Origin of the sequence: Paeniglutamicibacter sp. NPDC091659, from assembly GCF_044756805.1 — a bacterium.
GTDB lineage: Bacteria > Actinomycetota > Actinomycetes > Actinomycetales > Micrococcaceae > Paeniglutamicibacter.
Window position 1 is genome coordinate 11,374 of the sequence record NZ_JBIVTO010000017.1, and the last position, 25,506, is coordinate 36,879.

General features: G+C 66.5%; 22 protein-coding genes. 16 read left to right on the forward strand and 6 right to left on the reverse strand.

The annotated features are described in order from the left end of the window. Positions 1–262 precede the first annotated feature (262 nt). The 5 genes from ureC to ACIQLF_RS20765 all read left to right on the forward strand — a co-directional run bounded on the left by ureC (position 263) and on the right by ACIQLF_RS20765 (position 4,736). Positions 263–1,975, forward strand: a complete 1,713-nt coding sequence (gene ureC / locus ACIQLF_RS20745; protein ID WP_400302796.1) for an urease subunit alpha — start codon at positions 263–265, stop codon at positions 1,973–1,975. Positions 1,976–2,000: 25 nt separating this feature from the next. Beyond that, complete coding sequence (ureE, locus tag ACIQLF_RS20750) at positions 2,001–2,474, forward strand: urease accessory protein UreE (RefSeq protein WP_400302798.1); 474 nt, start codon at positions 2,001–2,003, stop codon at positions 2,472–2,474. Continuing rightward, positions 2,455–3,159, forward strand: a complete 705-nt coding sequence (locus ACIQLF_RS20755; protein WP_400302801.1) for an urease accessory protein UreF — start codon at positions 2,455–2,457, stop codon at positions 3,157–3,159. Before ureE ends, ACIQLF_RS20755 begins: the two co-directional genes overlap by 20 nt. A gap of 72 nt (positions 3,160–3,231) precedes the next feature. After that, complete coding sequence (gene ureG / locus ACIQLF_RS20760; RefSeq protein ID WP_400302803.1) at positions 3,232–3,843, forward strand: urease accessory protein UreG; 612 nt, start codon at positions 3,232–3,234, stop codon at positions 3,841–3,843. 8 nt (positions 3,844–3,851) lie between these two features. Then, positions 3,852–4,736, forward strand: coding sequence for an urease accessory protein UreD (locus tag ACIQLF_RS20765; RefSeq protein ID WP_400302806.1), 885 nt, complete (start codon positions 3,852–3,854; stop codon positions 4,734–4,736). A gap of 48 nt (positions 4,737–4,784) precedes the next feature. Here ACIQLF_RS20765 and ACIQLF_RS20770 read toward each other — a convergent pair whose 3' ends face one another. Genes ACIQLF_RS20770 through ACIQLF_RS20785 form a run of 4 tightly spaced genes read right to left on the reverse strand, consistent with a single transcriptional unit; the run spans position 4,785 to position 9,796 of the window. After that, complete coding sequence (locus ACIQLF_RS20770; protein ID WP_400302809.1) at positions 4,785–5,507, reverse strand: ABC transporter ATP-binding protein; 723 nt, start codon at positions 5,505–5,507, stop codon at positions 4,785–4,787. Further along, positions 5,504–7,144 carry an ABC transporter permease subunit gene (locus tag ACIQLF_RS20775; RefSeq protein WP_400302812.1) on the reverse strand — a complete coding sequence of 547 codons (1,641 nt, stop codon included), beginning with the start codon at positions 7,142–7,144 and terminating at the stop codon, positions 5,504–5,506. The genes ACIQLF_RS20770 and ACIQLF_RS20775 overlap by 4 nt, the downstream gene beginning before the upstream one ends. Next, on the reverse strand, positions 7,137–8,171 hold the full coding sequence (locus ACIQLF_RS20780) for an ABC transporter permease (protein ID WP_400302815.1): 1,035 nt from the start codon (positions 8,169–8,171) through the stop codon (positions 7,137–7,139). Before ACIQLF_RS20780 ends, ACIQLF_RS20775 begins: the two co-directional genes overlap by 8 nt. Then, the gene (locus ACIQLF_RS20785) at positions 8,168–9,796 is read right to left on the reverse strand and encodes an ABC transporter substrate-binding protein (RefSeq protein WP_400302818.1); all 1,629 of its coding nucleotides are present in this window, start codon (positions 9,794–9,796) and stop codon (positions 8,168–8,170) included. Before ACIQLF_RS20785 ends, ACIQLF_RS20780 begins: the two co-directional genes overlap by 4 nt. 132 nt (positions 9,797–9,928) lie before the next feature. On the opposite strand from ACIQLF_RS20785, the gene ACIQLF_RS20790 reads away from it, so the two are divergent. Further along, on the forward strand, positions 9,929–10,282 hold the full coding sequence (locus tag ACIQLF_RS20790; protein ID WP_400302819.1) for an ArsR/SmtB family transcription factor: 354 nt from the start codon (positions 9,929–9,931) through the stop codon (positions 10,280–10,282). 136 nt (positions 10,283–10,418) lie between these two features. Next, the gene (locus ACIQLF_RS20795; protein ID WP_400302821.1) at positions 10,419–11,435 is read left to right on the forward strand and encodes a LacI family DNA-binding transcriptional regulator; all 1,017 of its coding nucleotides are present in this window, start codon (positions 10,419–10,421) and stop codon (positions 11,433–11,435) included. A gap of 11 nt (positions 11,436–11,446) precedes the next feature. On the opposite strand, the gene ACIQLF_RS20800 is transcribed toward ACIQLF_RS20795, so the two are convergent. Both ACIQLF_RS20800 and ACIQLF_RS20805 read right to left on the reverse strand, forming a co-directional pair. After that, positions 11,447–11,578 carry a hypothetical protein gene (locus ACIQLF_RS20800; protein WP_400302824.1) on the reverse strand — a complete coding sequence of 44 codons (132 nt, stop codon included), beginning with the start codon at positions 11,576–11,578 and terminating at the stop codon, positions 11,447–11,449. Positions 11,579–11,645: 67 nt separating this feature from the next. Continuing rightward, positions 11,646–13,508: a CocE/NonD family hydrolase gene (locus ACIQLF_RS20805; RefSeq protein ID WP_400302827.1), complete on the reverse strand. Its 1,863-nt coding sequence runs from the start codon at positions 13,506–13,508 to the stop codon at positions 11,646–11,648. A gap of 163 nt (positions 13,509–13,671) precedes the next feature. Here ACIQLF_RS20805 and ACIQLF_RS20810 point away from each other — a divergent pair, with 163 nt between their 5' ends. From ACIQLF_RS20810 to ACIQLF_RS20850, 9 genes are all read left to right on the forward strand, one after another. After that, positions 13,672–14,760: a DUF5937 family protein gene (locus ACIQLF_RS20810; RefSeq protein ID WP_400302830.1), complete on the forward strand. Its 1,089-nt coding sequence runs from the start codon at positions 13,672–13,674 to the stop codon at positions 14,758–14,760. A 254-nt stretch (positions 14,761–15,014) separates the two neighbouring features. After that, positions 15,015–16,571, forward strand: a complete 1,557-nt coding sequence (locus ACIQLF_RS20815) for an AbgT family transporter (protein WP_400302833.1) — start codon at positions 15,015–15,017, stop codon at positions 16,569–16,571. Positions 16,572–17,019: 448 nt separating this feature from the next. Beyond that, a complete protein-coding gene (gene uxaC, locus ACIQLF_RS20820) occupies positions 17,020–18,429 on the forward strand; it encodes a glucuronate isomerase (protein ID WP_400302835.1) in 1,410 nt (469 codons plus the stop codon). Continuing rightward, positions 18,426–19,880, forward strand: a complete 1,455-nt coding sequence (locus tag ACIQLF_RS20825) for a mannitol dehydrogenase family protein (protein ID WP_400302837.1) — start codon at positions 18,426–18,428, stop codon at positions 19,878–19,880. Before uxaC ends, ACIQLF_RS20825 begins: the two co-directional genes overlap by 4 nt. A gap of 60 nt (positions 19,881–19,940) precedes the next feature. Further along, positions 19,941–21,170, forward strand: coding sequence for a D-mannonate dehydratase ManD (gene manD, locus ACIQLF_RS20830; RefSeq protein ID WP_400302840.1), 1,230 nt, complete (start codon positions 19,941–19,943; stop codon positions 21,168–21,170). Then, on the forward strand, positions 21,167–21,730 hold the full coding sequence (locus ACIQLF_RS20835) for a gluconokinase (protein WP_400302843.1): 564 nt from the start codon (positions 21,167–21,169) through the stop codon (positions 21,728–21,730). Before manD ends, ACIQLF_RS20835 begins: the two co-directional genes overlap by 4 nt. Positions 21,731–21,826: 96 nt before the next feature. Then, positions 21,827–22,717 (forward strand): sugar phosphate isomerase/epimerase family protein, encoded by an 891-nt coding sequence (locus ACIQLF_RS20840; protein ID WP_400302846.1) that lies wholly within the window; start codon positions 21,827–21,829, stop codon positions 22,715–22,717. A gap of 44 nt (positions 22,718–22,761) precedes the next feature. Then, on the forward strand, positions 22,762–23,763 hold the full coding sequence (locus ACIQLF_RS20845) for a Gfo/Idh/MocA family protein (RefSeq protein ID WP_400302848.1): 1,002 nt from the start codon (positions 22,762–22,764) through the stop codon (positions 23,761–23,763). Between the two features lie 207 nt (positions 23,764–23,970). After that, positions 23,971–25,500 (forward strand): ABC transporter substrate-binding protein, encoded by a 1,530-nt coding sequence (locus tag ACIQLF_RS20850; protein ID WP_400302851.1) that lies wholly within the window; start codon positions 23,971–23,973, stop codon positions 25,498–25,500. Positions 25,501–25,506: the final 6 nt, after the last annotated feature.

A 25,506-nucleotide genomic window follows, 5' to 3' on the forward strand; every position in this document is an offset into this window, starting at 1 on the left:
TGGTGGAAACCGCAGCCATCGGCGGCACCGCCGGCATCAACCCGGAGACCGAACCCGAGTTGGTCGCCGAATACGACATCGACCTGCCGAACCTCGGCGGGGAGTCCGTCGGCTTCCACACCGACTTCGGCGTCGACGAGGTCGATGAATCACACCCGCCGCACCCCGCGGACGTCAAGAAGGCGGCGGCCGAGGCCGAGGAACAAGACGCTGCAGGCAGCGAAGAGGCCGCGCACGACGATCAGGAAACGGAGGGTGGCAAATGAGCTTCGAGATGAGCCGCAAGCACTATGCGGAAATGTACGGGCCGACCACCGGGGACGCCATCCGGCTGGCGGACACCGACCTGTTCCTGGAAATCGAGCACGACCACACCAACTACGGCGACGAAGTGGTCTTCGGCGGCGGCAAGGTCATCCGTGACGGCATGGGCCAAAACGGGCAGCTGACCCGTGACCAGGACGTCCCCGACACCGTCATCACCAACGTGGTGGTGCTCGACTACACCGGCATCTACAAGGCGGACGTCGCCCTGCGCGACGGCCACATCTTCCGCATCGGCAAGGCCGGCAACCCGGACATCACCGACGGCGTGAACATCACCATCGGTGCGTCCACGGACATCATCGCCGGCGAACACAAGATCCTCACGGCCGGGGCCATCGACACCCACGTGCACTTCATCAGCCCCGACCAGATCCCCGTGGCGCTGGCCTCCGGCGTCACCACGCTCATCGGCGGCGGCGCAGGTCCCTCGGATGCCTCCAAGGCAACCACCGTGACGCCCGGCCCGTGGCACATTTCCCGGATGCTGCAGGCCGTGGAGAACCTGCCCATCAACATCGGGTTCCTCGGCAAGGGACACGCCAGCGCGCGCGGCCCGCTCGCCGAACAGATCCGTGCCGGCGCGATCGGGCTGAAGGTCCACGAGGACTGGGGATCCACCCATTCCTCGATCGACATGTCGCTGAAGATCGCCGACGAGTTCGACGTGCAGATCGCCATCCACGCGGACACCCTGAACGAATGCGGCTTCGTGGAGGACACCATCGCGGCCATCGACGGCCGCGTGATCCACACCTTCCACACCGAGGGTGCCGGCGGTGGCCACGCGCCGGACATCATCCGCATGGCGGGGCTGCCCAACGTGCTCCCGGCCTCCACCAACCCCACTCTGCCGTACACCGTCAACACGGTGGACGAGCACCTGGACATGCTCATGGTGGCGCACCACCTCAACGCGGACATCCCGGAGGACGTTGCGTTCGCCGACTCGCGCATCCGCGCCGAGACCATCGCGGCCGAGGACGTGCTCCATGACATGGGCGTGTTCTCGATGACCTCCTCCGATTCCCAGGCCATGGGACGCATCGGCGAGACGGTGCTGCGCACCTGGCAGGTCGCCGACGCCATGAAGCGCCAACGCGGCAAGTTCCCCGAGGACCCGGAGATCGGCGACAACTTCCGGCTCAAGCGCTACATCTCCAAGTACACGATCAACCCGGCCATCGCCCACGGCATCGCTGACACCGTGGGATCCGTGGAGGAGGGCAAGTTCGCCGACCTGGTGCTCTGGGACCCCGCCTTCTTCGGCGTGAAGCCGGACATGGTGATCAAGGGAGGGCTGATCGCCCAGTCGATCATGGGCGATTCCAACGGCTCGATCCCCACCCCGCAGCCGCGCACGCTGCGGCAGAACTTCGGCGCCCTGGGCACCGCGGTGCACCACTCCTCGATCACCTTCCTGTCCCAGGCGGCCATCGAGGAGGGCGTCCCCGAGCGCCTGCGCCTGCGCAAGGTGATCCGCCCGGTGCACGGGATCCGCACGCTCACCAAGGCGGACCTGAAGTTCAACGGCGAGACCCCGGACATCCAGGTGGACCCGCAGACCTACGTCGTCACGGTCGACGGGGTCGAGGCGACCTGCGAGCCGTCGACCGTGCTGCCCATGGCCCAGCGCTACTTCCTCTTCTAAAAACGGCATTTTCACAAGGAGTTTCATGATCATCGAACAGCTCGTCGGCAACAAGCGCGACATCCCTGTTCAGGAGCTGGAGAAGCTCCACGAGGAAAAAGTGGTGCTCCCCAGCTCGGCCCTGGTCAAGCGCATCCAGCGCGTCACCACCGACCACGGCCGCGAGCTGGGGATCCGCCTGGCGCCGGGCCCGGACCTGTGCGACGGGGACATCCTGCTGCGCAACGAGAAGGAAATCATCACGATCTCGGTGCTGCCCACCGACGTGTTGGTGATCGCCCCGACCAGCATCTTCGAGATGGGGCAGGTGGCCCACGCCCTGGGCAACAGGCACCTGCAGGCCCAGTTCTTCGACGCGGGCTCGGACTACGCCGCGGAGGTCATGGTGGTGCAGTACGACCACACCGTCGAGGACTTCCTGAAGCACCACGGCACGCACTACCAGCGCCAAGAGCGCGTGATGCCGGTGCCGTTCCGCCATGCCGAACACACCCACTAGGACCGGCGCCGCAGGCCACCTGCTCACGCTGATGCAGCTGACCGACTCGGCGCTGCCGACCGGCGCCTTCAGCCATTCGATGGGGCTCGAAAGTTACCTCTCAACCCGCCAGGTGCACGACGAGGAGACCTTCACGCGCTGGCTGGAGAAGTTCCTGGCCCAGTCGCTCTGCTACACCGACGGGCTGGCCGTGCGCCTGGCCTACGAGGCGACCGACGCGGCCGCCGTGCGCCGCGTGGACCAGCTGGTGCACGCGGCCGCGGTGCCGCGGCAGATCCGCGAGGCCGGGGTCAAGATGGGTGCCCGCATGCTGCACGTAGCCACCAGCGTGTTCCCCACCGACGACGTCGAAAGCTACAGGGACCAGGTGGCCTCGGGCCTGTGCTCCGGGCACCCCGGCATCGCCTTCGCGCTGTGCGCCCGCGGGGCCGGCGCGCCCTGTGCCGACACCATCGCCGGGTACCTTTTTTCCACCGTCACCTCGATGACGCAAAACGCGATCCGCGGCATCCCGATCGGGCAGGACGCGGGCCAGCGGGTGCTGCGGGCCATGCACCAACCGGTCCTGGACGCCGTGGAAACGATCTTCGGCCTGGGCGAGGAAGACCTGGGCGCCGCGGCCCCCGGCCTGGAAATCGCGCAGATGCGCCACGAACACTTGCGCGCCCGCATGTTCATGTCCTGAGGCCGTGCCTAGGCGGGCCACCGGACCGCAGCGCGGCTCAGCAACACTCGACACTCGACACAAGGAGTCAAAATGGAACCCATCTGCATTGGAATCGGCGGCCCCGTGGGCGCCGGCAAGACCCAGCTCATCGAGCGCATCACCCGCCGCTTGGACGGCGAGATCTCGATGGCCGCCATCACCAACGACATCTACACCATCGAGGACGCCAGGATCCTGGCGGCCAACGGCGTGCTGCCGCTGGACCGCATCATCGGCATCGAGACCGGCGGCTGCCCGCACACCGCCATCCGCGAGGACACCTCGATGAATTCCGCGGCGATCGAGGAGCTCAAGGCCAAGCACCCGGACCTGCAGGTCATCTTCGTCGAATCCGGCGGCGACAACCTGTCCGCCACGTTCTCCCCGGAACTCGTGGACTTCTCGGTGTACATCATCGACGTGGCCCAGGGCGAGAAGATCCCGCGCAAGGCCGGCCAGGGCATGATCAAGTCGGACCTGTTCATCATCAACAAGACCGACCTGGCCCCGTACGTGGGTGCCGACCTGTCGGTCATGGAGCGGGACTCCAAGGAATTCCGCGGGGACCGCCCGTTCTGCTTCACGAACCTCAAGACCGACGAGGGACTGGATGCGGTCATCGACTGGCTCAAGCATGAGGTGCTCATGCTTGACCTGGGCTAGGGGAAACCGTGCCCGCGGGATTCTCCATTCCGGGCCTCGGCGCCTCGCCCTTTGCCGGCGAAAAACTCGTGGGCGAATTGCGCCTCGCGGTGGCGAACCGGACGGGGCGGGGCATCGCGACCGGCCAGTACCACCAGGGTGCCCTGCGCATCCTGCGGCCGCACTACCTCGATGACACGGCGCAGGTCTGCTACACGATCGTGAACCCGGGCGGGGGATTCCTGGGCGGTGACCGCTACGGCATCGAGGTCAACGTCGAGGACCAAACCAGCCTGCTGCTGACCACTCAGTCGGCGACCAAGGTGTACAAGACCCCGGGCTCCCACGTGCGCCAGGACATGGTGGTGCGGCTGGGGGCCGGCTCGGTGCTGGAGTACGTGCCGGACCAGCTGATCGCCTACCGCGGCGCGGACTACCGGCAGTACACGCGCATCGACATGGACCCGGAGGCCAGCCTGCTGCTCTGCGAGGTGCTCACCCCCGGGTGGAGCCCGGACGGCAAGCTCTTCCGCTACGACCAGGTCCGGCTGCGCACCGAGGTCAGCGTCGGCGGGCGGCTGGCCGTGCTCGACAACCTGCTGGTGCGCCCCGGGGAGGATTCCCTGGACTCGCTGCTCTTCCTGCAGGACTACACCCACGTGGGAATGCTGCTGGCCATCGACGCGCGCCTCGGCCAGGCCGACGTCGAGCGGCTGCGCGAGCTCGCGTACCGGGTGGCGGGGGACGAACGGAACCACGTGCACCTCGGGCTGAGCCTGCTGCCCGGCCCCGGGGTGGCCGTGCGCGCGCTGTCGAACTCCACCGAGTCCATCAACGCCGTCATGAAGGCCGTCATCGACGACCTGCGCCACCACCTGCGCGGGCAAAAGCCGCTGAACCTGCGCAAGCAATAGGGCGGGATCCCCACTGCGGGTTCCCGCCGGGATTTCCCGCCGATGGCCTCAGGCGAATTCGCCGGACGCTGTATTGATGTCGCCCAGCGACACCTCGGAGGTGGCAAACCTCGCCGTGGCGGCGCGGTCGTGGGAGGCCAACAGGACCGCGGTCCCCGCGGCGGCCCGCCCGGCCAGCACCTCAAGGATGGCCCTGGTGGTGTGCGCGTCCAGCTGGGCGGTGGGTTCGTCGCAGATGAGCACCGAGGGATCCAGCGCCAGGGCGCGGGCCACCATGGCGCGCTGCAGCTGGCCGTCGGAAACCTGATGCGGGAAACGCCGCAGCAGGCTCGGGTCCAGCTGCACCAGCTCGGCGAGCTCGACCAGCCGCTCCGCATGGAGCTTGGGCCGCGGACGGGCGAACCCGTCCCGGAAGGACAGCGGAGCGCAGACCAGGGCCTCGAGCCGCAGCCGCGGATCCGCCGCCGCGCGCGGGGACTGGAGCACCACACCGATGTCCCGCCGGGTTGCCGCCGGAACCCTGGCCCCGGGCCCGAAGGCCGTGCCGTTGATGCCGACGGTTCCCGACGCCGCGGGAAGCATGAACGCCGCGATGCGCAGCAGGGTCGATTTCCCGGCGCCAGAGGGCGCGTTGAGCGCCACCAATTCCCCAGCCGGCACGCTCAACGAAACCCCGCCCAGCAACGATGCCACCCGCCGCGGAGCCCTGCCGCGCGGATTGGCCGTCGGGTGGACGAACGCGATGTCTTCAAGTTCAAGTCCGAGTGTCATGCGCCGACCCCCAGCAACGTTCTCGTGAATTCGTGGGTGGGTGCGCCGAACACGGCCTCCACCGGGCCGGCCTCGACGATCCGCCCGGCCTCCACCACCGCCACGTGGTCGGCAAGGCGCAGAGCGAGCCCGATGTCGTGTGTGACCATGATGATCGTTTGACCCGCCGTGGCCCGGGCGCACAGCACCCGCTCGATGACCTGTACGGTTGCAGCATCCAGCGCGGAGGTGGGCTCGTCGATCAGCAGGGTGTTGGCGCCGGTGGCCAGGCCCAGCGCCAGGACCACGCGTTGGGCCTGGCCACCGGAGATCTCGTGGGCATGGCGTTGCGCCAGTCCGGGATCCAGGCCCACCTCGGTCAGTGCTGCATGTATCTGGACCGCGGTCGCCGGCTGGCCGGCCGCCCTGAGGATTTCCCGCAACTGCGCGGCGACGGACCGCACCGGGTTCAACGCGGTCCCCGCCGAACCCGGAACGTAGGCCAGCGTGGTTCCGCGTGCGGCGGCCAGATCCTTGGCGTCCATTTCCCGCCCGTCGGCCAGGATGCTTCCGCGGTGTTCGGCCCCTGCGGGAAGCAGTCCGGACAGCGTGCGCAGCAGCATGGTCTTGCCGGCCCCGGACCTGCCCAGGATGACGTTGATGCACCCGTCCTGCGCCCGGTAGTCGATGCGGTGCAGGATTTGTGTGCGCGCCGGGCCCTTGGAATCCCGATGGTCAATGTTCGGGAGCCACAGATCCAGATCGAGGGCCTCCAGTGCGGCGGAACCGCCCTTCGCCGGGGCGCCGGGACGGGCAACAACGGGGGAACCGGGCTTCGGTCGGAAACCACGGAAGGACCGGAAGGTGCCGAACCTCGGGATCCGTGCAACGTCGACCAGGGAGGCGGTGGACCAGCTGACCAGCACCAACAGCCCGGCCGGGAACGCCAAAAGCCACCAGGCCCCGGACAGCAGCCCGCCGCGGGCATCCTCCAGCAGCAGTCCCAGCGACGCGGATTCCGGCGGAAGCCCGACACCCAGGAAGGAAAGCGCGCTTTCATGCCAGATCGCATGCGGCAGCTGCAGCACCAGGGCGATGGCGGCCTGCGGGGCCACCGCCGGGAGCAGGTGCGTGAACCACACAGCGCTGGTGCCGGCTCCGGAGGCCCTGGCCAGCGCCACGTAGTCGGCACAGCGTTCGCTGACCAACCGCGAGCGCACGATGCGGGCCACCTGGGTCCAGTGCGTCAGGGCGATCGAGAGCACGATGGCCCACCACTCTCCGCGCCACAGCGCCACGATGACCACCGCAAGCAACAGGTGAGGCAACGCGTTGGTGGTGTCCACCAGACGCATGGCCAGTCGGTCGACCCAGCCGCCGCGCCATGCGGCCAGCATTCCCACGCCCACGCCCAGCACCGTGGAGAAGGCCGAGGCGAGCAGCGCCAGCAGCAGGGAGAGTCGCAGCGCCTGGGCCGAACGGATCCACACGTCCCGGCCCAATTGGTCGGTGCCGAAGGGATGGGCGGCTGAGGGCGCCTGCAGCACCCGGCCAAGGTCGACGGCACGCGGATCCAGCGGGTGCAGCCACGGAACCAGGATCGCGTAGAGCACCGCAAGCGCCAGCAAGGCCAGGGGCAGCACCTTGGGCCTAGACATCGCGCACCCGCGGATCCGCCAGCACGTAGGAAGCATCCGCCAGGATCGACCCGGCAAAGACCGCCGCACAGGTCAACGCGGTGACGGCCGCGAGCAGCGGGAAGTCGCCGGCCACCGCCGAGGCAATCGTGGCCGAGGCCAACCCGGGCCAGGAGAACACCGCCTCGACCAGCAGCGAGCCGGTGACCAGCTCGCCCAGCCTGGACCCGATCACGGTCATGAAGGGAAGCAGCGCCACGGGCAGCACGTGGGCGCGCAGGATGGTGGATTCACCGAGCCCGCGGCCCCGCGCGGCCAGCACCGCGTCCGAGTCCAGGGCCTCGATCACCGAGGCGCGCAGGTTCAGCACCAGCCAGGGCAACTGGGTCAGTGCCAGCACGCCCACCGGAAGGATCAGGTGCACGGCCAATGACCGCACGGTGGGATCGCTGCCGCCTGCCGCGGCGCCGCCGGCCGGCAGCCCGAGGCCGAGGGCGAAGACGGCGATGGCCACCAGCCCCAGCACAAAGGGCGGCACCGCCTGGGCGATGTGGACCAGCAGCAGGGCCAGCCGGTCAACGATCCCGCCGGGACGGCGTCCGGCGGCCAGGGCCAGCACCATGGAGAGGACCACTGCGGTGAACAGGCCGAGGCCCGCCAGAAGGGCGGTGAAGGGAAGGCGTTCGGCGATCACCTCAGACACGGGTTGGCCATACAGCCGCGAGGTGCCCCAATCCCCGCCCAGGGCATCGGCAAACCAGCGTGCCCACACCGCGTGCCAGGAATCGTTGAGGCCCAGCTCGTGGGCCAGCGCGGCCCTTTCGGCGGGCGTGGCCTGCTCGTAGCGGGAACCGAGGTAGGAAGCCAGCGGGTTGAACGGCGCGATCGAGGCCAGCCAGAACACGGCCGCGGTGACGGCCGCCGTGGCTGGCACCGCCACGAGCGTGCGGCGCCAAACCAGTGCCCAGGCCTCCGGGATGCGCGACCGCCGCGCCGAAAGGGTCGCCGTTGCACCCCGGGCTCCGGAAGCGGTGCCGGATCGACTCATGGGCGCGGAACCCACTGCCCGACCTTCACCCAGGGACCCCACGCGGTGCCGTGGTCATGCGGTTCAAGCAGCGTCCCGGTGCCCTGCCACGCCTGGCTTGTGGAGGTCCGCTGCACGTAGCTGTGGTCGATGAACGCCAGCAGCACCATGGACGGTTCGGCGACGTAGAGGCGCTGCACCGCGCGGTAGGCGGCGGCGCGCTTCACCGGATCCGATGAGGTGCGGCCGGCCTCCAGCGACTTGTCCATGGCGGGGTCCGCGAACCTGCCGGGGTTGTCGTAGTAGGCACCGGCCGCGGGGTAGGAGGAATGCAGCATCTTGTAGAGCTGGGTGTCCACGTCGTACGGGGTGTCCCCGCCGCCGAGCATGAGGGCATCGGTACCGATCCGCGGTTCGGCCTGGTCGAAGGTTGCGGCCTCGACGCCCACGTCGATGCCGAGCTGCTGCATCTGCGCGGAGAACGCCAGGGACAGGTCCCGGCGCAGCGTATCGCCCGGGTTGTACATGAGGGTGAATGCCGCGGGTTGGCCGTCCTTGGAGCGCATGGAGTCATGCCCCGGCAGCCAGCCGGCCTGCGTCAGGAGATCGGCGGCGCGCGCCTGGTCGTAGGCAAAGACGGCGTCGGGATCGTACGCATCGCCGTACTCGGCGGGGACGAAGGTGTGTGCGGGCCGTCCGGCGCCGGCAAGCACCCCGTCGATCAGGGCCTTCCGGTCGACGCCGAGATTCAGCGCCAGTCGCACCGCGGGGTCGTTGGTCAGCGGGTTGTCCGCGGGCAGGGACAGCCCGCGCCAGTCCGCGGAGGTCGCCATGGCCAGCTCGAAGTCGGGGTTGGCGCCGAAGGTGGCGGCAAGCCGGGGCGGCAGCACCGTGCCGTCGAATCCGCCACCCATCATGCGCTGGGCGCGGGCGTTGTCGTCCGGGGCGGCCTCGTAGGTGACCTTCTTGACTGCAGGTTCCCCGTCGCGGAATTCCGGGTTGGCGGTGAGTACCAGGCGCGAGGCATTGAAGGAATCCACCACGTAGGGCCCGGTGCCGATCGGCGTGCGGTTCAACGCCGATTCCTCCACGAGCTGGTGCTCCGTGATCGCTTCGGAGGGCGCGATGCCGATGAGCAATGCCGTCTTGAAGGAGACCTGCGATTCGTGCAGCCGGAACTCGACGGTGTGTCCGTCCAAGGCCTTGACGCTCTCCAGGTTGGAGAGCGTTCCGGAGATCGGTGATGCGCTCGCCGGGTCCAGGATGGCCCGGTAGCTGGCAACCACGTCGTCCGCGTCGAACGACGAACCGTCGCTGAACGCAATGTTCTCCCGCAGCCTCACTTTCCACGTGCTTGCGTCCGCGGAGAGCTCCGGTTCGGCCGCCGCCAGCAGGGGTACGATCCGCGGAAGATTGTCCGCGGGGCCCTGCAGCGTGAAGAGGGATTCGTTGACCTTGCCCGTGCCGTTGCTGTCGAAACCCGCCAAGGGGTTCAAGGTTTCCGGCAGCGCCGCGGTGAGCAAGGCCAGGGAATCCGCTGGTGCGGCATCGTTCGCGGGGGTGGGTGACGCCGGTGCGCAGGCGGTCAAGGCAAGTAATATGGGGACGAGCGCCACCATCGGGATGGCGTATCGAAAATTGCGCACGGCAGTCGTTGGTCCTTTCTGGGAACGGTGGTCCGGGGGAGATGCTCCTACTGTACATCTGTCCGAACAGACACATGACGCCGGTGACGTGTCACGCCGGTGAACCCGGAAACTACCGAGGGGGTGGGGAGAATGCCCGAGTCCGAACACAGCAAGATCGGGGCCAAGGCCGTCGCCCAGTCCGAGGATTCGATGCCCGAGTGGATCGACGTCTTTGCCCTGTGCGCCGACGCGACCCGGATGAAGATCCTGATCGCCATGCACGCGGCCCCGGATTCCTCGGTGATCCAGCTGGCCGCGGCAACCTCCCTGGGCGCGAACACCGTGACCCAGGCACTGGCCGTCCTGCACAAGGCCGGGGTCGTGGTGGTGCGGGCGGACGGCCGCTACCGCCGCTGGACCCTCACCCACCCGGGGGTGCACCGGTTGCTGCACCAGATGAGTGCACCTCATTCGCCACTGCACCCCGAGCACCCGCAGCCCTAGCGGCAAGTGCCAGGGCACGTCGGCAGCCCGGCGGCGGACCCAGCCGCGGGATGCACAATTCCGGGCTGGATGGCATTTGTTGCCAAGAGTTGCCACGGACTTCGCAAAACACGGCGCGGGGTCCGACACTGGAAAGATGGGATCAACCGAGGATGCAAAGCAGTCCGTCACTATCTACGATGTAGCCCGTGTTGCGGGCGTCTCGGCATCGACCGTGTCGAGGTCCTTCGCGCGTCCAGGCCGGGTCAGCTTCGCCACCGCGGAGAGGATCCGCCTGGTCGCCAAGGAGCTGGGCTACCGCTCCGTTGAAATGCGCCGCCCGCTCGAGGAGGGCCGGAAGCGTCATGGAATCATCGCCCTGGTGGTTGCCGACATCTCCAACCCCGTGTACTTCGAGATGATTCGCGGCGCCGAGGAAGAAGCGGCCAAGAACGACTACACCATGTTGCTCGCCCACTCGCGGGAATCGGGAATCATCGAGCGCGAGGCCATCGAACGGGCTATGGACATCGTTGACGGGATCGTGCTGAGCAGCTCGCGCATGTCCGACGCGGCGATCCGTTCCATGGCCAAGCAAAAACCGACGCTCGTGATGAACCGCGGCGTTAACGGCGTGGCAAGCGTGGTGACGGACAACCTGCGCGGGGTCCGCCGCGCGGTGGAGCACCTGTGCGAACTGGGGCACCGGGACATCGCCTACCTGGCGGGCCCCGAGGCATCCTGGGCGCACGGCATGCGCTGGCGCTCGCTGAAGGAAATCGGAGCCGAACTCGGCGTGAAGGTGACGCTCTTCGAACCGGGCGTTCCCAACATGGCCGGCGGCGTCGCGATCGCCGACCAGGTGCTGGCGACGCGGTCGACGGCGGTGCTCGCCTACAACGACCAGCTGGCGATCGGCTTCATGCGCCATGCCCAGGCGAGCGGATTCGACGTCCCCGGGGACATCAGCGTCGTGGGCTTCGACAATTCAAGCGACGCCCGACTGGTGGTTCCGGGACTCACCAGCGTGGCGGCACCCCTGCACGCACTGGGTGCCACGGCCGTGCGCAACCTGCTGGCCATTGCCAAGGGCACCGCAGCGGTGCCCGACCGCCCCGTGGTGCTGCCGACCCGGCTCGCGGTGCGGGGATCGACGGGCCGCCCCCGGGCCTAGGGCGTGTCTCCTCATGCGGCAATCGCAGCGCTCCGGATGGCAACCGCCTGCACGACCACCGCCGAGCGGTAGGTCAACGAGAGCAAGCCGCCCGGGATTCCCGGGAACGGGCGCGGGCCCGGCGACCCACGATTCGCTTCCATGGCGGCACACGCTTATGAAGCGGGGGTTCCGGCGCCGCCGAGCCTCACGGCCCGACACTTCATGTCCCTAGCTGGACACAACGTGCAGGGAGAGCGATGTCGGATGGTCACTCGACATGTGAACGGTATTTTCGGCCACGATCTTGATCCTGTCGGTGGCAATCGTCCCGCCGGTATTTGAGTTCACGTCAAAGCGCGGAAAGTTGCTCGATGAAACATCAAGGCGGATCCGATGGCCTGCGGCAAAGAGATTTGCGGTCGCAGGTGCTGCGACCGTGACGCGGTATACCCGGTGGGGCTCCATTGATTCAGGTGCGGTGAAGGAATTGCGATAACGCACCCGCCGGATTCCTTCGGTGAGATTCATGGCAAAACCTTGAGGGAAGTCATGGCTCGGCGGGTACTCGTCGATCAGCTTGATGGTCAGGTCGGTGTCCTTGGCCGAGGAAGAGAGGAAGATCTCCGCGGTCACTTCACCTGCGATGCTCACTTGCTCCTGCAGGGGCTGCGTGCGGAATACCAGAACGTCGGGCCGGGCACTGAGTGGTAGGTGCGGCTGGCTGGCTCCGAAGATTTCGTCGCTGGGCACCTGGTCGTAGGCCCCGCCGCGCATGACCGGTTCGCCGCTGGTGACCTGGCCACCGATGGTGGGAACCGGGTTGTTCGGGTCAAAGGCGTAGGTGATAGAGGTGTCCTGTGCGACCGGTTCGGGAAGCAGAGTTCCTTCTGGCGAGCAGTACAGGGTGACTTTTTGCGCGTTTTCCGGAGGCCACGAGGCCGCGTGTTCCCAGCGGCCGCCATGATCCAGTCGGCCCTGGGCCGTGGCCTTGCCGCTGCCGCCACCCATCAGGAAATAGGTGACAGCGGCCCGTTGCACGGCACCCGTGTTCCGTCCCAGGGCCTCGTCCATCCAATCAGCCCTAAAGTCCAGATAAGACGGAGCAAGATTGCCGTCAAAATATGCCGCCGTGCCGAAGTCGACGTCCCCTGCGTAGCTCTGGCAGCGTTTCCCATGGGTCCAGGGGCCCAACAGCAGGTAAGACGGACTGGACTTGCGATCTCCGAGCTGCTGAAAATTCTCGATGGCCGAGGCAATATAGGGGTCGTACCAGCTGGAGATGTGGAAGCTTGGCACATCGGGAAACTTGTCGTAGGAACCGCGGGCATAGATCGCGGGCTGTGCCCAGTAGTCGTCGAAGTTCTCATGGGCCCACTGCTCCAGCAGGTAGCCTTCATAATCGGGGGCCAGGCTCAAAGGTGAGCTGCCCCGCCGCCACGGCGTCTGGTGGAACCAGTCCGCCACGTTCAGCGCGTCCAGCCCGGAAGCGATAACGGGATCGCCTGCCGCTGCCGGACTTCGCACCGCATGGCGAAAAGCCCAGGTTGCCTGCTTGAGTTCGAAGGCTCCGCCCATGCGCATGCCCACCTCATAGGCCGAGGAGAATCCGCCCGAGTCCATGAACATGGCGGCCAAGCCGGAGGGGGCCAAGGCCGCCGCAGCCGTTTGCACATGGGCCGAATAGGAAACCCCATTCATCAGCACACGCCCATCACACCAGGGCTGGGCTTTGATCCAGGCGATCGTGTCTGCCCCGTCCTGTCCCTCGTTGAGGTATTTGACGAATTCGCCCTCCGAGTTACCTCGGCCGCGGCAGTCCTGACGGATCACGACATAGCCTCGTCGGACGAAAAAATCGGCGATCTCGGACGGCAGCGGTATCGGTTGGTCATGTATTGACTGGTCTGAATCCCGGCGTAAACGCTTCCCATAGGGTGTGCGCTCCAACAATACGGGCCGGGGCTGTTCGCGAGCGTCGCCCAGGTATACGTCGGTGGCAAGCCTGAATCCATCACTCATCTCAACCATGATTTCCTGCGGATGGCCCGCGTCCTCAGACAGCAAGGATCTCTCATCGATGTAACTAGTCAACTGCGACCTCATTCCTCAGTTTTTCAATTCCCGGTGTTACTCTCAGTTGCGCCGGCGGAGTCTTCCACCATGAGAAGTTAGCCAGTGAACTGGCGCCCCGTGCGACAATTGGCGGAATTGAGCCAATTGTTCGCAACACATTCGGCATGGCAGAGGAGGACTCATGGCCATTGCACTTCAATTTGCCGGATTCGACACCAACAACCTGCGGGTATCGGTTTCCCCACTGGCCGAGCTGATGGCGGTACTCCACGTATGGGCCGAGCCGGACCATCATTTCGAATCGTCCGCAGAAGTTCAGGCCATCGCGCGGAATCTGGATGACCGGATGATCGCGGAGTTCAACGCCCTCTCGCCCCTGTGGGCGCGGTTCCGCGCACGCTTCTTCTTCCCGGTGGGCACCGAATCAAACCAGACCTTTGACCGTGAACTCGCTGGCGTGGCAGCCCTGCCGCTCGAGGTGTTCGTCTCCATGGCGGCCGAAGCCATCCGCGGCTACAGCAAGGACCTCCCGGCAGCCTCGGAACTGCTGCATGATGAAAAAATCCGTCGGGAGTTCCTGGACACGTGCCGGTCGCGATCCTTGGGCCGCTTCGAGCTGGCCGAACAACTGCTCGAGGATCCGGAGGAGTTCAGGCGAAGGATCATCGGATTTTGCTCGGATTGCTGGAGTTCGTTCTTCAGGAAGGAATGGGAGGATCTCGCCCTCACCATCGGCCGCGCCGCAGCCCAGCTCGCAGGCAAGCTGAACCGTGCCGACCCCATCGCGACGATTGCCTCGCTCAGCGTCACGGCCAAGGCGTTCCTTGGAACCTCTGAGGTCCGTTTCGACAAACTCCAGCAACGCCGGGTAAAGATGGACCAGCGCGAGCTGCTGCTGATCCCCTCTCGTTGGATCGGCAACCACCTCACGGTCAAGGACAATGCCGGGTACCCGGTCATCGTCCATTTTTCGGCGCAGACCCGGCAGGAGGAACTCCTGCAGATCAAGCAGATGCGTGACAGGCTCAGCGCGCTCAGTGCCGACTCCCGGTTGGAGCTGTTCCGGCACATCTCGGCTGAGCCCATGACGACCTCCGAACTTGCGGCCAGGCTCGGCCAGCCCGCGGCACAGATCTCCCGATCCCTGCGGGTGCTGCGCGAAGCGGGTCTGGTGGTCTCGGACCGCCACGGAAAGCTGGTCTACCACCGCATCGACACCGCCACGGTGCTCAGGATGGGCCCGGACCTGCTGGCCACCCTGACCCGATGACCTCTGCCCGCCAACCGAATGCTTCCGAAAGGCGGCAAACCGGCCGGGCCATTGCCGCGCCCTGATCACGTTGGCCTTAGGTGCCCCGGAGGATGGTTGCCAAATCCTCACCGCAACTTCAGGAACGATTGTCGGAAATTGGCTAATCATCGCCCGGCAATGCAGTGCATGTAATACAAATCACCGGTGGGGTTATCGATTCCCACGCCACTGAGTACCCCATGGCTCAGGGCTACCGCACTACTGGAGGATCCATGACCATCACCAAAATCGGAGGACGCAGTGAGTCGCTAGGGCTCCGTCTGCTTGCCGGAGTGGAACGGGCAGGAAACGCACTGCCGCATCCGTTCTGGCTGTTCTGGATCCTCTTCGGCGTGCTCGCCGTGGCCAGCTGGATATTATCCAGCGCCGGGGTGCACGTCACGGATCCTGCGTCGGGAGAGACTGTCGGGGTCAACAACGCGTTGAGTGTCGAGGCCATCCGCACCCTGCTGACCGGCGCGGAGGAATCCTTCGTCACCTTTGGGCCGCTGGGCACGGTGCTGATCGTGATGCTGGGCGTCGCGGTGGCAGACAGGTCCGGACTCTTCGAAGTCATCGCCCGGCGTGCGCTCAGCAATGTGTCGCCGCGCTCCGTGGTGTTCGCCGTGGCACTGGGTGGCGCGCTATCGAAGTTCCTCTCCGACTCCGCCTACGTGGTGTTGATTCCGCTGGGCGCCGTGGCGTTCAAGGCCGTGGGACGCTCGCCGATGCTGGGCATGATCGTGGCCTTCGTCTCGATCAATGCCGCCGGGGATGCCAATCCGCTGATCGCCCCCGGCGATGTGGTCTTCGCGCAGGTAGCCACCGAAGCCGCCCACATCATCGATCAGAATGTCACCGTTCGCGCCACGGACAACATGTACTTCACCACGGTCTCCGCCATCGTGTTGGCGGTTACGGTCACCCTGGTCACCGAGCTGATCCTGAAGAAGCGTGAGCACACCCTGGTGGTCGACACCCAGCAGGCCGACACGGCGGCAATGTCCGCCATGGGTCCCAGCGCCCTGCTCTCCGACCAGCAGGAACGCCGTGGACTGCGAACCACCGGACTCTCGGCGGTGGCATTCCTCGCGCTGCTGGCCGCGGCCGTCATTCCCGCGGGATCACCGTTGCGCGGCGAGGGCGGGGAGTTCCTGGAATCCCCGTTCCTGGACGGTATCGCGTTCTTCCTGTCGTTGTTCTTTCTGGTTCTGGGCACGGCCTTCGCCGCCGGTTCACGGCAACTTGACTCCGCTTCCGACATCCCCCGCTTCATGGCCGATGGCGTTCGTTCGATTGCGCCGCTGATCGTCCTGTTCTTTGCCGTGTCCCAGTTCCTGGCGTTGTTCAAGTTCACGAAGATCAGCACCGTGGTGGCGGTGGTCGGTTCCGATGCCATTCAGGGCCTGGGGATCAACAGCGTGGGCCTGTTCCTGATCGTGGTGGTGTGCATCGCGGTCCTCAACCTGTTGATCACCTCCGGCCAGGCCCTGTGGGCGCTGGTGGCACCGGTCATCGTCCCGATGATGATGCTGCTCGGGACGAATCCTGCCACCACGATGGCGCTGTACCGAATCGCCGATTCGTGCACCAATTCCATCACCCCGATGAGCACCAGCTTCGTGCTCTGCGTGGGCTATCTCCAGACGCTGAACAAGAAGGCGGGCATTGGTACTCTGATCTCCTTCACGTTGCCGTGTGCGTTGATCATGTTCGTCGTGTGGCTTGGTTTGTTCCTCGCATGGTGGGCGCTGGGTATTCCGCTCGGCCCCGGTGCCCCCGTGCGGTAGCGCGGGAGGAAACCGACTACCTGCAATCTGGTGCTGGGCTCACGACCTCGTTGAGCCCGGCACCACGTTGTTTAACCAGAGCCTGCTTATTGGGTCGGCAGTCCCATGTCCATGTGCCTCGGTGCGTAGCGGCGTCGTCGATTCCCCACGGCCTTCCAAGGCCCGAAATGCTCCGGTAGGTCCCGCCACGGGATATCCCGGCCCAGTGGAGGCAGACGCTGCTCGTTGAATTGGGCGGCCTTCCTGCCGGTTGAATCGAGAGTCATCGACACAATCCAGCCCTACCTGGCCCGGGAGCAACGGCAAGACGGGCATTCCCTGCAGTCCTGCCGAAGGGGACCATTCGGGAGCAGAAAATGCGCCGTGGTGCCGGGTGCCCGCCGTGGGCGGGCGAGGCAACTCATGGCAACTTGTTGCCGGTGGCATGGGCGCTGTCCAGTATGTAAACATGCCTTCATCCATCGCCAATCATCCGGATCGGTTGCTGCCAGCCGATCCAGCCGTACGCCAGATCGCCCGCGAGCTGCATGCGGACGTCGAATCGCTGCCGATCATCTCGCCGCACGGCCATGTCGACGCGGCGATGATCGCCAACGACACCCCGTTCCCCGACCCGACGGCCATGCTGCTCAGCCCTGACCACTACGTGACCCGGCTGCTGCACGCCAACGGCGTTCCCCTGGAGCAACTCCGGGTGGGCGGCACCAGCGAGGTCACCGCGCTGGACGCCTGGAAGACCTTTTGCCAGAACTGGGACCTCTTCGACGGCACGGCCTCCGGCTACTGGCTGCGCCAGGAATTCGTCGACGTCTTTGGCCTCGACGACCTGGACATCCGCGAGGAAACCGCGGAGGTGACATTCAAGACGCTGCAGGCAAGGATCGACGAGCCGGACTTCCGCCCGCGCGCCCTGATGGGTTCCTTCAACATCGAGGTGCTTGCCACCACCGACGACCCCCTGGACACCCTGGACGCGCACCGCGCCCTGGCCGCGGACCCGACCTTCACCTCCCGGGTGCTGCCGACCTTCCGCCCCGACGCGTACATCAAGTTCTGGGGCGCCGGCTTCGCACAGAAGGCCGACGCGCTGATCCAGGCTGCCGGCGACGGGGCCACCGGCTACGACGGCTACCTGCGCGCCATGGCCAACCGCCGCCGCTACTTCGTCGAGCAGGGGGCCGTGTCCTCGGACCACGGCTCGCACTCCGCGGCAACGCTCAGGCTTTCCCGCGACGAGGCCGCGAACCTCTTCGCCAGGGGCATCGCCGGCACCGCAAGCATGGCCGAGGCCTACGCATTCGAGGCGCACATGATGTACCAGCAGGCCGCCATGGCGGTCGAGGACGGCCTGGTCATGACCATGCACCCGGGCGTGCACCGCAACACGCACACCTCCACGCTCAAGAAGTTCGGCCCGGACACCGGGCACGATATCCCCTTCTCGGTCGACTTCGCCACCGGGCTGCAGCCGTTGCTCGAGGACTTCGGCACCGCCAAGGGCTTCCATTTCATCCCTTTCACCATCGACGAAACCGTGTTCTCCCGCGAGATCGCCCCGCTGGCCGGCTTCTTCCCGTCCGTGTACATCGGCGCACCCTGGTGGTTCCTCGATGCACCCGATGCCATGATGCGTTTCCGCTCCGCGGTGACCGAAACCGCCGGTTTCTCCCGCTCCTCCGGCTTCATCGACGACACCCGGGCCTTCTGCTCGATCCCCGCCCGGCACGACGCCTCGCGTCGCATCGAGGCATCCTTCCTGGCCCGCATGGTGGCCGAACACCGCATCACCGAGGAACGCGCCCACGAAATCATCGTGGACGTCGTCGACGGCGCACCGCGAAGGGCATTCAAGCTGTGAGTATCGAGACCGTGGCCGTCCGGGAACTGAACCGCACCACCCACCCCGCACCCGCCGCCGAGGCCAAGATCGTGCACATCGGGCTGGGCGCCTTCCACCGCGCCCACCAGGCCTGGTACACGGCCAAGGCCGGCGACGGCTGGGGGATCGTCGCCTTCACCGGGCGCAGCGCCACAGCCGCCACCGAACTCGCGGCCCAGGACGGGCTCTTCACCCTTATCGAACGCGGCGCCGACGGCGACAGCTTCGAGGTCATCGACTCCATCGTGGAGGCCCACGACGGCGCCGACACCGCGGCACTGATCGCCGCTCTGGCCAGCCCGTCAACGGCGATCGTCACGCTGACCATCACCGAGGCCGGCTACAAGATGGCCCCGGGCAGCGCCGAACCGACGCTGAACCTCGCCGACGAACAGGTGTCCGCCGACCTGGCGATCCTGCGGGCGGGCTACGACGCCGGGGTCTTTGCGAAGAACCTTGCCGAAATCCAGAACCTGGCCCTGTCGACCACCGCGGCTCGCCTCGTGGTCGGCCTGGCGGCGCGGCGCTCAGCGGACGGATGGCCGCTGGCCATCGTCTCCTGCGACAACCTTCCCGGGAACGGTGCGGTGACCCGCGCCGGCATCCTTGGCTTTGCCGAGGCGGTCGACGTGATGCTTGCGCGCTGGATCGAAACAAACATTTCCTTTGTCGACACCTCCATCGACAGGATCACCCCGCGGACCACGCAGGCCGACCGCAACACCGTCGCCGCCGAAACCGGATTCCGCGACGTCTCCCCGGTGGTCACCGAGCCCTTCTCCTCCTGGGTCCTTTCGGGTGACTTCCCGGCCGGGCGTCCGGCATGGGAAAAGACCGGGGCCCAATTCGTCGACAACCTCGAGGCCTTCGAACGACGCAAGCTCTGGCTGCTCAACGGCGCCCACACGCTGATGTCCTTCGCCGGACAGCTGCGCGGGCACAGCACCGTTGCCGAGGCCCTGGCCGACCAGGCAGTCTCCGGTTGGGTCGAGGAATTCTGGGACGCCGCCTCGGCACACCTGGGCGAGCCCGAGCTCAAGGTCCCCGAGTACCGCGGTGCCCTGCGCGAACGCTTCGAAAACCCGCGCATCGCCCACTTCCTGGCGCAGATCGCCACGGACGGTTCCATCAAGCTTGCTGCACGCGCCCTGCCGGTGTTCCGTGCCGAATCTGCTGCCGGACGCGACGGCCATGCGGCCTTGCGGCTGGTGGCCGCGTGGTGCGACCAGCTGGCAGCGCAGCACTCCGCAGGAGCCCCGGTCGCCGACGCGAACGCCGATGCCCTGGAAAAGATCCTGGCGGATCCAGCGATCAGTCCCGGCTCCCCGCAGCAGACCTCGGCGCTGTTGGACGTTCTTGAGACCGGGGTCGGGGACGATACGTCCCTGGTCGCCACAGTCCATGCCCTGCGTGGGCAATTCACCGCCTAAAAATCTTCCCTTCTCCGGCTCGTCGATACGCAGCCGTACCGCTTCATCTGAAAGGCAGCCATGAAAATCGTCAAGGCAGAAGTATTTGTCACCAGCCCGTCACGCAACTTCGTCACCCTGAAGGTCACCACCGAATCCGGGCTCGTCGGCATCGGCGACGCCACCGTGAACGGCCGCGAACTCGCGGTGGCCTCCTACCTCAAGGACCACGTCGCCCAGCTGCTGATCGGCAAGGACGCACACCGCATCGAGGACACCTGGCAGTTCCTCTACCGCTCCTCGTACTGGCGCCGCGGCCCGATCACCATGGCCGCCATCGCCGCGGTGGACATGGCCCTGTGGGACATCAAGGGCAAAGCCGCGAACATGCCGGTCTACCAGCTGCTGGGCGGCGCCTCGCGCAACGGCCTGCGCGCCTACGGCCACGCCTCGGGCACCGACACCGAGCAGCTCTTCGACTCGATCCGCGAACACCTGGAACTCGGCTACAAGTCCATCCGCGTGCAGACCGCCGTCCCGGGCATCAAGGCCGTCTACGGCGTCGCCGCCCAGACCCAGGCCTCGGGCGAACGCTACGACTACGAGCCGGCCGGCCGCGGCGCCTTCCCGCAGGAAGAAGACTGGGACACCCGCGCCTACCTGCGCCACCTGCCCACCGTCTTCGAGGCGGTGCGCAACGAATTCGGCCCCGAAATCCCGCTGCTGCACGACGGCCACCACCGCATGACCCCGATCCAGGCCGCCAAGCTGGGCAAGTCGCTGGAACCCTACGACCTGTACTGGCTCGAGGACTGCACCCCCGGCGAAAACCAGGAGGCCCTGCGCCTGGTCCGCCAGCACACCACCACCCCGATCGCCATCGGCGAGGTCTTCAACACGGTCTACGACTTCCAGTCGCTGATCAAGGAACAGCTCATCGACTACGTGCGCGCCGCGTCCACCCACTTCGGCGGCATCTCCCCGCTGAAAAAGGTCATGGACTACGCCGCGCAGTACCAGGTGAAGTCCGGCTTCCACGGTCCCACCGACATTTCCCCGGTGGGCTTCGCCGCCCAGCTGCACGTGGGCCTGTCCATCCACAACTTCGGCATCCAGGAATACATGCAGCACTCCGACGCCACCAACACGGTCTTCGAGCAGTCGATGACGTTCAAGGACGGCTACCTGCACCCGGGCGACAAGCCCGGCCTGGGCGTCGAGTTCAACGAGGAAGCAGCGCTGTCCCACCCGTACCAGCAGGCCTACCTGCCCTACAATCGCCTGATTGACGGAACGGTCCACGACTGGTGAGCGCGCCGACCATTGAACCGGCAGGGCACTCCACCGTGAAGATCGAGGCGCGGATCCCGGACAAGATCGTCGTCATGGGCGTCTCCGGATGCGGGAAGTCCACGGTCGGCGAACTGCTGGCCGCGGCGGAGGGAGCGGTGTTCCTTGACGGGGATTCCCTGCACCCGCAGGCCAACATTGACAAGATGGCGGCGGGCCACCCCCTGAACGACCAGGACCGTGAACCGTGGCTGCGTGAAATCGGCCAACGGCTTGGTTCCCACGGCCAGGGATCACTGATCATTGCCTGCTCGGCGCTCAAGCGCAGCTACCGGGACCTGATCCGCGCCGAAGCGCCCGGAACGGTTTTCGTCCACCTGCAGGGGACTCCCGAGCTGCTGGCCGAACGCATGGGTGCCCGCCCGGGCCATTTCATGCCGGTGGGCCTGCTCGAATCGCAGCTGGCCACGCTTGAACCGCTGGGTTCCGACGAGGCGGCCGTGGTGCTGGACATCGCCGCGAACCCGGAGAACCTCACCGTGCAGGCCTCCGCATGGCTGGCGGGACTGCCCGCGGCCTGAGCCCTTGCCCGACCTCGCACCCCGAACCCAGGGGTGCGGGGTCGCTGGCATCACCGAACACTTTCCCCGTGAACTTCCACGAAAGGCAATCAGGACATGACCGCAACAACCACCGAGCTTTCCCCGGAATCCACAACCCCCGCAGCAACCTGGGTGTTGTCCGGGTTCGGCGATGAAATCGACCCCGATCCCTCGGTCCAGGCCACCGTGTTGCTCGCCCTCGGGGCCCACCACATCGAGATCCGTTCGGCCTGGGGCGTCAACGTCGCCGACTTCGACGACGAGACGACGGCCAAGCTGGCCGCGATCCTCAAGGAAAAGGGCATGAAGGTCTCGGCCGTGGCCTCGCCCATCGGCAAGGTCGACGTGTCCCTTCCCGTCGAGCACGAGGTCGGGCGCCTGCGCCGGATCATCAAGGTCGCCAAGGCCCTGGATGCCCCCTATATCCGCGTCTTCTCCTTCTACCGCGGCGAGGACCAGAGCCAGGACGACATCCGCGACGCCGTCATCGAACGCATGGCCGCCCTGGCCGCCGAAGCGCAGGCAGCCGGAGTGATCCTGGTGCACGAAAACGAAAAGGACATCTACGGGGACACCCCCGAACGCGTGCTGGACATCGTGCAGGGCGTGGATTCCCCGGCGCTGCGCGTGGCCTGGGACAACGCCAACTTCGTCCAGGTGGGCAACAAGCCGTTCACCGACGGTTACGCCATGCTGCGCCCGTACCTCGAGTACTTCCAGGTCAAGGACGCCGTCGCGGCCACCGGCACCGTGGTTCCCTCCGGCCAGGGGGACGGCGAGCTCGACGAGACCATCGCCGCGTTGGTCGCCGACGGCTACACCGGATTCGCGTCCCTCGAGCCGCACCTTGCCGAGGCCCACCACCTGGGTGGATTCTCCGGGCCCGTGGCCTTCGGGGAAGCGGCACGTGCCTTTGCGACCCTGGCCGCCAAAAACGGCGTCAGCTTCGTTCCCGTAGGCCGGTAACACACCCACCCCACGCCACTTGCACCTACCCGGAGGATCCAGCCATGAAAAGAGCCGCAGTCATCGGATGCGGAGACGTGTCCAGCGTCCACTTCGGCGCGTTGAAGGGACTCGACGTCGAGCTGGTGGGCGTCAGCGACACCGACGACGGACGGCTGCGGGCCGCGGCGGATGCGCACGGGGTTCCGGGATACGCCGACTACCGGGAACTGCTGGAGGTGCAGCGGCCCAACGTGGTCCACATCTGCACCCCGCACGACCAGCATGCGGCCATGGCCATCGAAGCGCTCGAGCGGGGCATCAACGTCATCGTCGAAAAGCCGCTGGCGCACACCCTTGAGGAGGGGCGCAAGCTGGTCGAGGCGGCCCGGCGCAGCGACGCCAAGCTCGGGGTCTGCTTCCAGAACCGCTACAACGCGACCTCCCGAGCCCTGCGCTCCCTGCTGGACGGCGGCACGCTGGGTGCGGTTCGCGGCGCATCGGCAACGGTGATGTGGCACCGAACGGCGGAATACTACCGTGACCGTCCGTGGCGCGGAACCTGGGCCGAGGGTGGTGGCGGGTTGATGATGAACCAGGCCATCCACACCGTTGACCTGCTGCAATGGCTGGTCGGCGAGGTGGAATCGGTCAGCGGCAGCGTCTCGAACCGCTCCCTGGGTGGGGCGATCGAGGTCGAGGACACCGCCGAGTTCGCCGCCACCCATGCCGGCGGCGCGGCCAGTGTTTTCTATGCGACCCTGGCCAATGCCGAAAACGCGCCGGTCACCCTTGACGTGGTCACCGAAACGGCCAGCCTGTCGCTGCGCGGGGACCTGACGATCACCCACGCTGACGGACGGGTCGAGGTCATCCGCGAGGCTGCCGGGGACTCCGGCGGACGCGACTACTGGGGCGCCTCACACGGCCTGCTCATCGCCGACTTCTACGCCAACCTCGACGGCCCGGAGCCGTTCTGGATCGACGCCTTCGAGGCCGAAAAGTCACTGCGCATCGTCAAGGACCTCTACTCCCAGAGCTCGTTTGATCCCGCACTCACCTCGTGAGGCCGGGGTCGGCAACACCCCCGCGGACCATTGTCGTGCGGGGGTGTTTTTCCGCGCCATCACACGGATCGCGGCAGGTCCAGTGAAACTTTTGCCAACCAATTGCCACCCCCATGGGTGCTCCATACGCTGAATCAGGATGTGGCGCACGCCACTAAATCACCCTTCTTCTTTCTCAACGGAATTTGGACTCAGAGGAGCCCCACAATGAAGTTTGGTCCCAAAACGACAGCCACCGCGGCGGTCATCGGTTCGGCGCTCATGCTTACGGCCTGCAGCGGCGGTGCCGGAGCCTCCGGTACCGCACCGCAGGCAGCCTCCGCCGCGCTGACCATCGGAACGACCCAGGACGTACGTTCGTGGGATCCTGCCCAGGCGCACGTAGGCCATCTTCTCCAGCCCTACCAGGCGGCCTACGACACGCTCATCCTGCGCGATCCGGACGGCAAGCTCAGCCCCATGCTGGCCACGGAGTGGAAGTACAACACGGAGAACACCAAGCTCACCGTCGATCTTCGCGAGGGCGTGACGTTCAGCGACGGTGCGGTCTTCGACGCCGCCGCCGCGAAGGCCAATCTCGACCACTTCCGCGAGGCCAACGGTCCGCAGATGGCACAGCTCAAGTCCGTCGAGGACGTCAAGGTCGTTGATGCTGACACCATCGACATCGAGCTCAAGGCTGCGGATCCGGCACTCGAGTATTTCCTGAGCCAGGCCGCCGGTCTCATGGGCAGCCCGGAGGCGCTCGGCACCGAGGGCATCAAGACCGAACCTGTTGGCTCCGGCCCGTACGTCATGGACAAGGCGGCGACCGTGAAGGATTCGCAGGCCGTGTTCACCGCCCGTGAGGGCTACTGGAACAAGGACCTGCAGAAGTACCAGAAGCTGACGCTGAAGGTCCTGACCGACCCGACCGCACGCACCAACGCCCTGGTCTCCGGCCAGGTCGACGCCACGCTCCTGGACCCCAAGACCGGCAAGCAGGCCGAGGGTGCCAAGATGATCCTCGCTGCCAACGAGGTCGACTGGCAGGGCCTGATCCTCTTCGACCGCGACGGCAAGGCAAACCCGGCACTGAAGGACGTCAGGGTCCGCCAGGCCATCAACTACGCCTTCGACCGCAAGACCATCCTCGACCAGGTCCTGCTCGGCCAAGGCACCCCGACCTCCCAGCCGTTCGGCAAGGCCAGCGGCGCCTGGACCGAGGAATTGGAGAACTACTACTCCTACGACCCGGCCAAGGCCAAGGCCCTGCTCAAGGAGGCAGGCTACGAGAACGGCCTGACGCTCGAGGTCCCCGGCATCCCAGATTTCCAGACCCAGATCTCCGTCGTCAAGCAGCAGCTGGCCGACGTGGGCATCACCCTGAACGTCGGTGCCGCCCTGACGAACACCTTCACCAGCGATATCGCGGCGCAGAAGTTCTCAAGCATGTACTTCTCGCTTTTCCAGGGCCAGCCGACCGTGGCCATCGACCAGATCGTCTCCACCCAGGCGCTCTACAACCCGTTCAAGAACACGTCCTCGGACCTGCAGGCCGACATCGATGCGGTGCGCAACGGCGGCGACAAGGCCCCGGAACTGGCGCAGAAGGTCAACAAGTACGTCGTGGAGAACGCCTGGTTCGCCCCGTTGTTCCGCGTCAACCAGATGTACTACCACAATGCCAAGGTAGACGTGGTCCCGCAGACCCAGCAGGCCGTCCCGTCGATCTACAACTACTCGCCGGCCAAGTAGGACCAT